Source organism: Plantibacter cousiniae (nom. nud.) (assembly GCF_977070315.1).
Genome location: NZ_CDRVEU010000003.1, coordinates 440759 through 453330 on the forward strand (window position 1 = coordinate 440759; position 12572 = coordinate 453330).

At 57.7% G+C, this 12572-nt stretch carries 12 protein-coding genes; 10 read left to right on the forward strand and 2 right to left on the reverse strand.

What is annotated here, in order from left to right; translation table 11 throughout:
* The first annotated feature begins 55 nt into the window (after nucleotides 1-55).
* The 9 genes from ACW55A_RS08775 (at nucleotide 56) to ACW55A_RS08815 (ending at nucleotide 9846) form a co-directional block, all read left to right on the forward strand.
* On the forward strand, nucleotides 56-412 hold the full coding sequence (locus ACW55A_RS08775; RefSeq protein ID WP_003431434.1) for an MGMT family protein: 357 nt from the start codon (nucleotides 56-58) through the stop codon (nucleotides 410-412).
* Between the two features lie 54 nt (nucleotides 413-466).
* Complete coding sequence (locus ACW55A_RS08780; protein WP_003431435.1) at nucleotides 467-2017, forward strand: AmpG family muropeptide MFS transporter; 1551 nt, start codon at nucleotides 467-469, stop codon at nucleotides 2015-2017.
* A gap of 28 nt (nucleotides 2018-2045) precedes the next feature.
* Complete coding sequence (locus ACW55A_RS08785; RefSeq protein WP_044310423.1) at nucleotides 2046-2378, forward strand: hypothetical protein; 333 nt, start codon at nucleotides 2046-2048, stop codon at nucleotides 2376-2378.
* Between the two features lie 312 nt (nucleotides 2379-2690).
* A complete protein-coding gene (locus ACW55A_RS08790; RefSeq protein ID WP_498810886.1) occupies nucleotides 2691-5252 on the forward strand; it encodes a type VI secretion system Vgr family protein in 2562 nt (853 codons plus the stop codon).
* On the forward strand, nucleotides 5249-5608 hold the full coding sequence (locus ACW55A_RS08795) for a T6SS effector phospholipase Tle3 domain-containing protein (RefSeq protein ID WP_498810885.1): 360 nt from the start codon (nucleotides 5249-5251) through the stop codon (nucleotides 5606-5608). Before ACW55A_RS08790 ends, ACW55A_RS08795 begins: the two co-directional genes overlap by 4 nt.
* Nucleotides 5518-7308 carry a T6SS effector phospholipase Tle3 domain-containing protein gene (locus ACW55A_RS08800; RefSeq protein WP_498810962.1) on the forward strand — a complete coding sequence of 597 codons (1791 nt, stop codon included), beginning with the start codon at nucleotides 5518-5520 and terminating at the stop codon, nucleotides 7306-7308. Before ACW55A_RS08795 ends, ACW55A_RS08800 begins: the two co-directional genes overlap by 91 nt.
* A 125-nt stretch (nucleotides 7309-7433) precedes the next feature.
* Nucleotides 7434-8984: a type VI lipase adapter Tla3 domain-containing protein gene (locus ACW55A_RS08805; protein ID WP_498810884.1), complete on the forward strand. Its 1551-nt coding sequence runs from the start codon at nucleotides 7434-7436 to the stop codon at nucleotides 8982-8984.
* The gene (locus tag ACW55A_RS08810; RefSeq protein WP_003431441.1) at nucleotides 8981-9250 is read left to right on the forward strand and encodes a PAAR domain-containing protein; all 270 of its coding nucleotides are present in this window, start codon (nucleotides 8981-8983) and stop codon (nucleotides 9248-9250) included. The genes ACW55A_RS08805 and ACW55A_RS08810 overlap by 4 nt, the downstream gene beginning before the upstream one ends.
* Before the next feature lie 44 nt (nucleotides 9251-9294).
* Nucleotides 9295-9846 carry a hypothetical protein gene (locus tag ACW55A_RS08815; protein ID WP_498810883.1) on the forward strand — a complete coding sequence of 184 codons (552 nt, stop codon included), beginning with the start codon at nucleotides 9295-9297 and terminating at the stop codon, nucleotides 9844-9846.
* A gap of 175 nt (nucleotides 9847-10021) precedes the next feature.
* On the opposite strand, the gene ACW55A_RS08820 is transcribed toward ACW55A_RS08815, so the two are convergent.
* A complete protein-coding gene (locus ACW55A_RS08820; RefSeq protein ID WP_003363993.1) occupies nucleotides 10022-10852 on the reverse strand; it encodes a mechanosensitive ion channel family protein in 831 nt (276 codons plus the stop codon).
* 121 nt (nucleotides 10853-10973) lie between these two features.
* Complete coding sequence (locus ACW55A_RS08825; RefSeq protein WP_003304827.1) at nucleotides 10974-11453, reverse strand: YajQ family cyclic di-GMP-binding protein; 480 nt, start codon at nucleotides 11451-11453, stop codon at nucleotides 10974-10976.
* Nucleotides 11454-11622: 169 nt separating this feature from the next.
* Here ACW55A_RS08825 and ACW55A_RS08830 point away from each other — a divergent pair, with 169 nt between their 5' ends.
* Nucleotides 11623-12543: a putative 2-dehydropantoate 2-reductase gene (locus ACW55A_RS08830; protein WP_074805042.1), complete on the forward strand. Its 921-nt coding sequence runs from the start codon at nucleotides 11623-11625 to the stop codon at nucleotides 12541-12543.
* Nucleotides 12544-12572 lie beyond the last annotated feature (29 nt).

The following is a 12572-nucleotide window of genomic DNA, read 5'->3' on the forward strand; positions in this document are numbered from 1 at the left end:
ACAACCAAAAGTTCACTGAACGACAATCAATATCGTTTTTATACAGGATTATCGCGTGGCAGACCCGGACTTAACATTACTTTACCCGGCAGGACAATCGCCGAGCGAGGCGCGACGCACCGCCCTCTACCTGACGATGGCGCAGATACCGGAAGGCAAAGTAGTCGCCTACGGGCAACTCGCCGAACTGGCGGGCCTGGGCCGAGCTGCACGCTGGGTGGGACGTACGTTGAGCCAGCTGCCGGACGGCTCTTCCCTGCCCTGGCACCGGGTTTTGGGCGCCGGTGGTCGGCTCAGTCTGCCGCCCGGCAGCGTTTCCGGTGACGAACAACGGGCACGTTTACGCGCCGAGGGCGTGACCATTGTGAATAATCGGGTTGATATGCAGCGCCATGGCTGGCGTCCCCTATAGCACAGCGGTTAGAGTGCGCCCTTTGTTTTCGTAACCTGAGGCAGATTCCAGCCCATGCCCCGTAAAACCTGGCGCGCCGCGCTCGCCGCATATGCCAGCCCGTCGACATTAGTGTTACTGCTGCTCGGATTCGCTGCGGGCATGCCTTATATGCTGGTCTTTTCGACATTGTCCGTGTGGTTGCGCGAAGCCGGTGTCGCGCGCGAGACCATCGGCTATGCGAGCCTGATCGGCCTTGCCTACGCCTTCAAATGGGTCTGGTCGCCATTGCTCGACCAATGGCGTCTGCCCCTGCTCGGCAAACTCGGGCGACGTCGCTCCTGGCTGGTGCTGGCACAGAGCCTGGTGATTCTCGGCCTGATCGGCATGGGTTTCTGCGATCCGCAGAAGCATTTGTCCTGGCTGATCGCAATTGCCGTAGTGGTGGCCTTCGCCTCCGCAACGCAAGACATCGCCATTGATGCTTATCGCCTGGAAATTGCCCAGGACACGCAACAGGCTGCCCTCGCCGCCAGCTACATGTCCGGCTACCGGGTCGCTGCACTGCTGGCGACCGCGGGTGCACTGTATTTCGCCGAGGGCTTCGGCTCGACGGGCTTTGCCTACAAGCATTCGGCGTGGACCGGTACTTATGTGCTGTTCGGTCTGCTGATGCTGCCCGCCCTGGTCACCACACTGATCATGCGCGAGCCGCCGGTGCCGCTGCGCACCCAGCTGTCGGCAGCGCGCTATGGCTTTTCGCACCAGTTGGCCTCGGTGTTCGTGCTGATTGTGCTGCTGGTCTCCGTACCGGCGATGTTTACCCAACTTTACAATACCGACTTCGCCAGCGTGCTGTTCAACGGCACCAGCTGGATGGACCTGTTGCTGGAAGACCGGGCGTTTTTACGCGCGATTCTCTACACGCTCCTGACCATCGCCTGCCTGTCCTCGATGGGTCGCCGCGGACTGGCACCGGTGCTCACTCCGATCAACGATTTCATCATGCGCTACCGCTGGCAGGCGCTGCTGCTGCTGGGCCTGATCGCGACCTACCGGATGTCGGACACGGTGATGGGCGTCATGGCCAACGTGTTCTACATCGATCAGGGCTTTACCAAGGACCAGATCGCCAGCGTCAGCAAAATCTTCGGACTGATCATGACCCTGCTGGGGGCCGGTATCGGCGGACTGCTGATCGTGCGCTTCGGCATCATGCCGATCCTGTTCATCGGCGGCCTGACCTCAGCCTCGACCAACATCCTGTTCCTGTTGCTGGCGGACATGGGCCCGAACGTGAAGATGCTGATCCTCACCATCTCGCTGGACAACCTCAGTTCCGGGCTGGCGACATCGGCGTTCGTCGCCTACCTGTCGAGCCTCACCAACCTGAAGTTCTCCGCCACGCAATACGCCTTGCTCAGCTCCATCATGCTGCTGCTACCGCGCCTGCTGGGCGGCTATTCCGGTGTGGTGGTGGAAAAGTACGGCTACCACAACTTCTTCCTGATCACCGCGCTGCTGGGCATTCCGACGCTGGTGATGATCATCCTGCAATGGAACCGAGAGATACGCACGGCGAAGACCGAGCCGCCTCAAGAGGCTTCCGTTATCGACAAGCCCTGAGCCCTGGCCAACCCTTCAAGGAACAACATTGGACACCGAAAACAAAGCACGCGCTTTCAACCCCGTTCCCCTGATCCTTATCAGCCTGGGGATCTGGCTGCCCATCATCGGCACCCTGCTGACATATTATCTGTCGCGAGATGCTGATGCCCTGTCCGGGTCAATGGCGTTTGGCAGCGCCGTAGTGCTGCTCGCGCAGGTTGAAATCTTCGCGATCATCTTTCTGATGATTTATGCATTCGCCGTGAAACCGTGGAGACTCTCCACAACCCTGCGCACGGTGTTCTCGATCAACGCAGTCGCCGCCGTCGTCGCGGCAATCGGCATTATCGTTACGCTGGCCAATATAAGCCTGCAGTAATCGCCGAATAAAAAAGCCCTGACGCTCACCCGCCAGGGCTTTTTTCATATCGCGCGCCCTCCCCTTACAGTCTTTCCTCGTGGCGTCTCTCATTAAGCCGTAAGAAACGCACTACAGCTTCTTATGAATTGGCCGACGACATCGTTAGCCATTCCTCACTACCTCACCGCGCCTTCAGGAGTAATGTCGCTCGGTAATGGCCCTTTGCAATTTAACTGTGTGCCCCCGGAAAGAAGTCTATAGACTCACCCACCTCTCTATATCAGCACTCTCGCTCGGAACGAGCGGCTGGTTTTATATAACGGAGCAACAATGTTAAAGGATCTAACGGCGCTATTTGCGCCACAAAACCGTCGTCTGATCAAACTGACGACCGTTGCCCGTGACGAACAGGAACTCCTGCTGGAACGTTTTTCCGGCACTGAAAGCCTGTCCGAGCTGTTCAGTTTCGAGTTATCGATGATCAGTCGCGATGCCGGCCTGGAGCTCAAATCGCAGATCGGCCAGCCTGCACAACTGGCAATAGAGCTGGCCACCGGCGAGTCGCGCTTCATCAATGGCTATATCAGTGCCTTCAGCCTGGAAGGCAGCGACGGCGGTCTGGCACGTTACAGCGCAACACTGAGCCCCTGGCTGTGGATGCTCTCGCGACGCGTCGACTCGCGCATATTTCAGGAACAGACCATCGAAGCCGTTATCCGAACGGTATTTGCGGCCTATGGCGCGTTGCCCGATTTCGAGTTTCAACTCAGCCAGCCACTCAAGACACACAGTTACATCACCCAGTACCGTGAAAGCGATCTGACCTTTGTATTGCGCTTGCTGGAACACGAAGGGTTGTTCTTCTATTTCGATCACAATCAGGAAAAGCACACGCTGATCATTCTTGATCACTCGCGTGACCTCTCGCCCCTGCCGCAACAGCCCACCATTCGTTATCACAGTGCATCCGTTACCGAGACAGCGGATTCGATTACCGAATGGCGCAGCCATCGACGCCTGCAGTCGGGGCGCATGTCCATTCAGACTTTCGATTACAAGCAGCCGCGCAATTCGCTGCCGGTTGGCATGCCGAGTCTCAACGAGCAGGGCAACGTCGATTCGTATGAAGTGTATGACGTGCTCGATCACTACAGCCACGGCACCTTCAATGACGGTGAACGCCTGGTACGTCAGCGTCTGGAGGCCATTGAAGTTCAGGGCAAGACATTCACCGGCAACAGTAACTGCCGCGCCATGTACCCTGGCCACACCTTTGAACTGACCCAACATTTTGATCATGACCGCGGCTCTGCTGAAGATCGCAGTTTTCTGCTGATATCGGTCAAGCATGAGGGCAGCAACAATTACCTGTCGGACGAAGGCGCGGGCTACACAAACGAGTTCGTGTGCATTCGCCACAAAATCCCCTACCGTCATCCGATCACCGTCCCGCGCCCGAGCATTCCGGGCCCTCTGAGCGCCATCGTGGTCGGGCCGGAAGGTGAGGAAGTGTTCACTGATGAACTGGCGCGGATACAGGTCAGGTTCCACTGGCAGCGCGGCGACAGCCTACCGCAAGGCACCACCTGGTTAAGAGTGGCGATGCCCAGTGCCGGTAGCGGCTTCGGGCATCAGTTCATGCCACGCATCGGCCAGGAAGTGCTGGTGACCTTTCTGGCGGGCGATATCGACCGGCCTCTGGTGACGTCGGTACTCTACAACAACATTAATCTGCCGCCACGCTTCAGCAAGGCCTCGGGGCTGCCCGGCAACCGCACGCTGTCGGGGATCCGCACCCAGGAACACAAAGGCAGCGGCTTCAACGAACTGCTGTTCGATGACACGCCGGGCTCGCTGCGCGCACGCATGGGCACGACCCATCAGGCCACTGCCCTCAACCTGGGCAAACTGACCGATCCGCGTACTGACGGCACCGCTCAGCCACGCGGCAACGGCGCAGAACTGCGCACCGATGCCGCCATCGCCCTGCGTGCCGCGCAAGGCATGTTGCTGACCACCTATGCGCGTACCGACGCAAAAGGCTCACAGCTGGATCGCGAAGAGCTGCTCAAACTGCTGGCCGAGTGCGGCGAGCTGTTCAAATCCCTCGGCGAAACCGCAGCCGCACGTGGCAGTCAGGCGGTGGATGTCAAAGGTATGGAAGCCTTGCGCCAGTCGCTCGACCAATGGCCCGCGCCGGACAATAACGGCCTGGGCGACCCGGTACTGGCCATGACCGCTGCCGCCGGCATTGCCAGCGCCACACCACGCTCGCAGGTTCACTATGCGGGTGAAAATCACGACACCACTGCGCAGGACAACCTGCAATTGACCAGCGGCGCGGCCATGCACCTGCAAGCAGGCAAAGGGCTGTCGGCCTTCGCTCAGGATGCAGGCATCAGCGCCATCGCCAACCGCGGCAAGGTGCTGGTGCAAGCGCAGGAAGACGACATCGCCCTCAATGCCCAGAAAAACCTGCACGTCTCGGCCGTCGAAGGCGAAGTGGTCATCACCGCGCCGACCATCCGCCTGGTCGCCGATGACGGCAGTTACATCAAGATTGGCGGCGGCGTCGAGATCGGCTCACAGGGCAAAGTCACTGTGCACGCCAGCGAACACGACTGGATCGGCCCCAAGACCGACAGCGCTGCGATCCCTTCTTTCGGCCGCGACCCCGCCGCCCAGCAGGTCACCTTCCACTACCCCGGCCACAGCGAACAAAGCCCGCGGGCAGCAGCGGATCACTCGTATGAAATCAAACTGGAAGATGGAAGCCTAGTGAAAGGAATGACGAACGCAGACGGACTGACCGAGCGCGTGGAACGCGAAATGATGCATCAGGCGCAAGTATCGGCACTGCGCAGCGGCACCCCGAAAGGAGGTGCGCAATGAACGGCGCCGATGAATACGCCGTTGCCCAAGGCAACACACGCCTGATCCCCAACCTCAACACCACCTGCAAAATGGAAGTGCCCGGCGATTTGCCAGGCGTAGTGATCTTTCTGCACGGTGTGAATGACCCGGGGGCGTCGTACAGCATGGTGGAGAGCGGGTTGTGTCAGGGGGTGAATGAGCGACTGGACCGGCCGGATCTGGTGCCGGGGCGATACGGGGCTGAGTACGACATCGCGAAAAAAAACTCAGAGCCAAACAACAACTGGAAGATCAAGATAAACAGCTACTCGACGACCCAGACACCCATCTTTACAGACGTGATACTGACGACCCGAAAACGCGCAGCCTGCTGATTCCCTTTTATTGGGGATATCGGGCCGACCCCAGCGAAATCAGCCGGGACAAGAACAACGCCCCCACTAAACTGCGTGACCAGTATCAGGACATACAAGGTAATCGCCTGGATCGGCATTTTGGCAAGGCCGGTGGTTATTTTGTCAATGCCACCAATAACCTGCTGGAAATGTATGACAAGGGCCTGCCACTCACCATGCGCCTTAAGATTGCCCGAAAGACGCTACCCAACACACATTTTCTGGGGGATAACCCACATCGACGTTATTACGTGCTGGCTGCTCACCGGCTCGCGATGATGGTCAAGGAGATACGCAGGGTGTCTCCCGACGAAACCATCACGATCATGGCGCATAGCCAAGGCACGTTGATTACCCTGCTGGCGCAAGCACTGCTGGTGGACGGGGGGCATCGTTGCGCGGACACCATCATCATGGTGGACACGCCCTACTGCCTGTTCCCGGAAGTCACCCCCAAAGATCAAGACACGCTAACCACACTGACTCGCATCGTGGCACAGGTGACTCAGGCACCCCACACCCAGCCGCCGCTTTCAGACCTGTGCAACCCCGCAACCTACTGCGGAAGAAGCGGCCCGCAGTGGTCACCGACACAAGGTACGCGCAAAGACAAGGGCAAAGTCGGTAACCTGACGGTATTCCCTGAGCGTGATAACCGCGGCAAGGTATACCTGTATTTCTGCCCGGACGACACCACCGTTGCACTGGATGACGTAAGAGGCATCGGCACGTTTGGGGTGTGGGACATCCATGGCAAAGACAGTACTCGCAACCCTATGGCTGAATTGAAGGCCGTGCGCTTTTATCAACGCATGTGGACCAAGCGCTACCGTGACGATTCTCCGGTCATGGTTGGAAAGCCTCCAGGCTATGACCTGTTGCGCGCCAAAAACGAATCTCGCTATGCCGGCGACAGTTGGTTCGCAGGGCTCCTTTCGAAAGGCCCTACAGAAGAAGGGCATAGGATACTGATCAACGCTGAACAACTGTATCCACCACACGCCCCCGCTATGTTTGGCGGGGAGGAGGAGAATTACAAGGGCGATCAGAACAAATCAGGGCGTGACAGGCCCGATGACGCTAACAAAGCCAATGCCGTGGGCAACCCAAGGGCCAAGCTCAGATGGCACTTTGTGCGCAACCACACAGGATCGATAGACCTGGAGCGAGAGCTTGCCCAATGGAATATGGGCAAAGCGCCAGGTCAACAGACCCGCATCATAATCAAGCGAAGACTGACAGGCGACGGCGCACCAAGGCCTTCGGATACTTACGAGATACTGCGCGAGGACACGCCGGACGAAATACGTGAGTTCATGGATGAAAGCAATTCGACCGAGGTGCTGGACTTCAATAGCTATCACTCGGGCCTGTTGCGAAGCCCGGAAAACCATCAATGGGTAACGGCGATGGATATCGCGATTGGTCAGGCGAAATGCCTGGACGACCCGGCGATGCGTGATGTGCTGGTGGCGATTGCGGATTGGAAGATGGACAAGAAGAAATTTGAAGTTGTTGAGAAACTGCCTGGCTGGATAAAACTTAGCGACGAAGCTCAGGCATTGGTGAAAGCCAGTAATGCTTACTACGAACGAGGCATATTCCCCCCGCCAGAGCTAGTACCATTAACACCGCCATCCTTACTCACAGGCTCTCAGATTAACGGAGTCTCTAAATGACGGCGTACCCAAGGAAAGCCTTGATACGACCCAAGCTGAAGCCGTATATCTGGATAATAGGAATACTGCTTTCCCTCTGGATAGGATTTGTCCTGCTAGTCTATTTAAACGCACAGGAAAACAACATGGAACTCCGTGACATACACTCGGTAACGCGCTGGGGCATTGCGGCTATTTTTGGCACTGTGCTGCTGACCTACAGTGGTCACTGGTGGGGCAAAGCCGTTGCTCATGAAAAAGTCGAACTGGCGGCATACAAATCCAACGTTGCAGCACAGATATCAGATCAACAGGCCACTCAAAAACGAAATTACGCCTTGGAAATCCGGGGGGTAGGAATGGCAGTACATGGCTGGCATCAATCGTCAATCTGGCGAGAGATCGTTAAAAAAAATAGCAATTTCGTTTCAATATACTCGTCAGATGCAAAGGACTACAATCCCGGTCTGAGTTCACGCGAGACTACTAGAGACATCAATATACGCGTAGCCTTCCAACATTCTGCAGATGTGGCTGTGCCATATTGGCCCATCCCGACGTTTGCAATTGCCCCCCCAAAACAACCATCAGACACAGGTGCCGCCGACAACATTCTCAACGGGCGCAACGCCGCTACTTTAGGTGTGACGTTATTCTTGTGGCAAGACGCTGAAAACACTACTCACGCTCAAAAAATACTTAACCGTTTATTCAGTTTTTTTGAGGACAACCTGCAAGTACCTCAAGCGCTAATAGTAAGTGAAGACGGTGATGTCACGCGAAACGGATTACGCGTTGCAGGTACTCCGGGCATGCCAAAAAACGCTCAAGTAGTTCCAACGGTATTTGAAAGCATGACCGGCCTGCTGGTTACTCGATCGGATCGAGTGGATCACTACATCCGTCCCTATGCGACTAACGATTCAGATGACAATCAAAACAAAAGTAGCGATCTGGGCAAGCTGTGGGCTTTTTACTGGGAGCGTGACAAGAATCTGTATGAAGCAGGAGCAGGCACCTATAATCCCAAGGTACCGGATGCCCCGAGCACCATGTCCACCGCCTACTGGCAATCCCAGCTCCCCACCCTCTGGAAGACCATCAGCAATCGCGGCCCTGGCAACTTCGAGCCCTCCCCCTGGCTGCCAATCCGTTGGGGTCAGCATCAGGTCAAGGAGTTCGATGCTGCGCCGGTACTCGGCTATCTGCACCGCCCGATCAAGGCGCCCATGCAGGATGAAAACGGCAAGCGTCTGAAACCGGCCTTGCAAGCCAAAGCCTTGCAAGCCGCCTGGCTAAAGGCACTAGACACACTGCCTGAGGGTCAGAAACCTGTGCGGGTGTTCTACGACAGCACCAACAACCCTGAAGCGGAAATTGCCCTCAACAATGCCCTGCACGACCTGAACAAGGACGGCCACGGTCTTGAGCTGGGCAATGTCGAAGAGGGCTACGACATCGGCCGCCGTCTGGGCAATACCGGGGTCAGTGGTGCGCTGGTCGAGATCAATCTGGCGACCATCGCCAGTTACAAGGATGGCGGCGTCAGTGCCGTGGTCTACGCCGGCACCGATGGCAGCCTGACCGTACAAATGGTCCGCCCGCCCGATGAAGCCCGCAAAGCGAAGAACAGCCAGAACCGCGGCGCAGACCCGTTCACCTTCGGCTCGCCAACCGGCGGGGCACCTGCGGAGTGAGTTATCCCGTCTGCCTGGGCGACGCCACCAGCAGTGGTGGCCGAGTGGTGTCCTGCCAACTGGCAGGCACCCACACCCTCAACGGCAAGCCTCCGGCCGTGCTGGGCGACAAAGCCACCTGCCCGCTTCATTCAGGAGAATTCGCCTTTATCGAAGGCCACCCCACCCGAAAACTGAACGGCATACCGGTGGTCCTGCACGGCCACCGACTGGCGTGCGGCTGTCAGGGTGTGGCCAGCCACGCCATGAATGTGCGAGTGATTTAGGATATTTCGTGATCAGGTCATGCAGCGCAAGTACAGGAAACGACATGGAACTGCCCCCTCAATTGGAACAAGGAAGAAACATGTACACGCGTTTTTGTCAGGCCGTCGTAGGGGTGCATTTAGTCGCCGGGATGGTTCTATTAGCGGGCTGTGCGCAAGAGTCAGTGTCCCCGTGTGACGAGTTGATTGGTGACTACGCCACAAAGCCCAAGAATCAGCCAAGGATTCGTATCGAGAAAAGCGGCGAGAAGTTCTTGTTCACGCATAGCGAATCGGGTGCACAGGTCAGTGAGCCGCTCACCCCCTTACCCAACGCCGAAATAGTGGAAATGTTTGAAGGCAAGATAGTCCCGCCTCGCTGCATTCTCACCGCTGATGGTATGAAGATAATGAAGCTCCCCGCTGGCAGCGGCGTTAATCCCACAGAGGATCCCGATCGGAAACTTTCGCAGTATCCCGAGCCGACCCCATTCCTCATGGGCATATCTGCGGGAATAGCGGCTGTACTGGGTCTTTACCCGGTGCCTCATCAAGAAAAACTCAAAGATATCAACGAGGAAGATGAGGACGACGACGGTTACATTTACAGTAAATAACCTACTTTTTGTGCCGGAGAGCTGAAAGGCATGTTCGTATCAACAGACGGTAAAGCGCCCGGGCATCGCTGAAGGCAGACAATCATCAATCATGAAAAGAGCCTTTTCCTGAACCTGCAAATAAAGAAAAGCCCCGACTCTCACGAGCCAGGGCTTTTTCATACCGCACTCACAACTATTCCTGAACCACCCGCACAATCCGTTGCGGCAGTGGGATCTCGATGCCTGCGTCCTTCAGGCGGTCGCGCGCTTCGATGTTGAACATCGACGTCACGTCGCCCATGTCGCCACTGCTGGTCCAGACGCGCAGGGACAAGGTAATTGCGTTCTCCCCCAGCGCAGCCACCACAGCCTGGGGGGCCGGGTCCTTGAGTACGCGTGGGTCGTCTGCCATGTCCAGCAGGACCTGCAATGCTTTCCTCAAATCCGCATCGTGGCTGACGCCGATGTCGAAGGTGATCTTGCGGGTCGGTTGACGGTTGGTGTTGGTGATGATGCCGTTGGACAGGTTGCCGTTGGGAATGATCACGGTACGGTTGTCGCCGGTGCGCAGCACGGTGTGGAAGATCTGGATGTTGTCGACGGTTCCCGACACACCCTGGGCTTCAATCCAGTCACCGATACGGAATGGGCGGAACAACAGAATCAGTACTCCACCGGCGAAGTTCGCCAGGCTGCCTTGCAACGCCAGACCGATCGCCAGACCGGCCGCACCGATCGCCGCCACGAACGAGGTGGTTTCCACGCCGATCATCGACGCGACGCTGACCACCAGCAGGATTTTCAGAATGATGTTGGCCAGGTTGCTGACAAAGCCCTGCAAGGCCAGATCGGCGTGTCGCAAGGCCAGCAAGGCGCCCAGTTTGCCGGTCAGCCGGTTGATCAGCCACCAGCCTACGCACAATGTAACGACTGCCAGCAGCAAGCGGCTGCCGTACTCCATGATCATCGGAATCCAGGCCTGCGACGCTTGCCACAGATGACCGACTTCTGCGTTTAAATCCATCGTTATCTCCTTACTCGTCACGAACTGCGATCAAAACTACGGCGGCCTGCCGTCATTTCAATGCTCAGGGCGATTCGGACTGGCCGGGGAACGCAGGGTTCCCCGGCTTTCAATGCAACGATCAGTCGCGGAAGTTGTTGAATTGCAACGGCATGCCCGAATCGTAGGCACGCAGCGCTGCGATGGCTTCTTGCAGGTCATCGCGTTTCTTGCCGGTCACCCGCACCTGCTCGCCCTGAATGGCGGCCTGGACCTTGAGCTTGGCTTCCTTGATGTGAGCGACGATTTTCTTCGCCAGCTCCTTGTCGATGCCTTCACGCAAGATGACTTCCTGCTTCATCAATTTGCCGGAAGCATAAGCGTCCTTGATCTCAAGGCACTTCGCGTCGATCTTGCGTTTGACCAGCGCCAGCTTGAGGATTTCGATCATGGCCTCCAGCTGGAAGTCTGCTTCTGCAGTCAGCGTGACGGTCAGTTCCTTGAACTCGAACGTGCCTTTGCCTTTGAGGTCATAGCGACGGTCCAGCTCTTTGATAGCGTTGTCGACGGCATTCGTGACTTCGTGTTTATCCAATTCGGACACTACGTCGAACGAGGGCATGTATGTTCTCCAGATAAACGGCGTGCGCACAATTCGGGCACGCATGACTTGACGGTGTGAAAGAACGCTCATTATAACGAGACTTTTCCAGCGTTCACTGTGAGCCTTCCATGCACATCCTTGTTTTCACCTTCTGCAGACCGCTTCAGCGCCATAACGTGCCGCTGTGATGGCGGTGACATGGCATGTTCTCGGTGCAGGCAGCCTGGGCAGTCTCTGGGCGACGCGACTGGCACGCGCGAATCTGCCGGTGCGGTTGATCCTTCGCAACGCTGATCGGCTGGCCGCCTATCAAGCCAATGGCAGCTGCGTGACGCTGGTCGAGAACGATATTGCCCATGCGTACCCGGTCGAAGCGCAGACCGCCGACCATCGACAACCCATCGAACGACTGCTGGTGACCTGCAAGGCTTACGAGGCCGAGCAGGCTGTCGCTCAGCTGGCTCCGCGACTGACGGCGCAGGCCGACGTCATCCTGTTGCAGAACGGCCTGGGCAGCCAGGACGCAGTGGCTGCGCAAATCCCCCACGCGCGCTGCCTGTTTGCCTCCAGCACCGAAGGCGCGTTTCTGGAATCGGACTGGCACGTCAGGTTCGCTGGCCATGGTTTCAACTGGCTGGGGGATGCATCCAACCCGACAGCCCCCGCGCTTCTGCAGGACTTGCACGACAGTGGCATTCCCCACCAATGGACGCCGGACATCCTGACCCGCCTGTGGCGCAAGCTGGCCCTCAACTGCGCGATCAACCCGCTGACGGTGCTGCATGACTGCCGTAATGGTGGCCTGCTCGAGCACGCCTGCGAGGTCGCCACGCTGTGCGCCGAGCTGACCGAGCTGCTGGGCCGCTGCGGCCAGCCAGCGGCCGCGCAGGAGCTGCATGCCGAAGTGCTGCGGGTCATCCAGGCGACCGCCTCCAACTATTCATCCATGTATCAGGATGTGCTTCACGGACGACGCACCGAAATCAGCTACCTGCTGGGTTATGCGTGCGCAGCCGCAGCGCGTCATGGCAGCCCCGCACCGCACCTGCAGCATTTGCAGACGCGTCTGACAGCCCATCTGGCAAGCAAGGGTTTGCGTACCGACTAGCCCGCGCTACCCTGCTCGCATCACCCGTC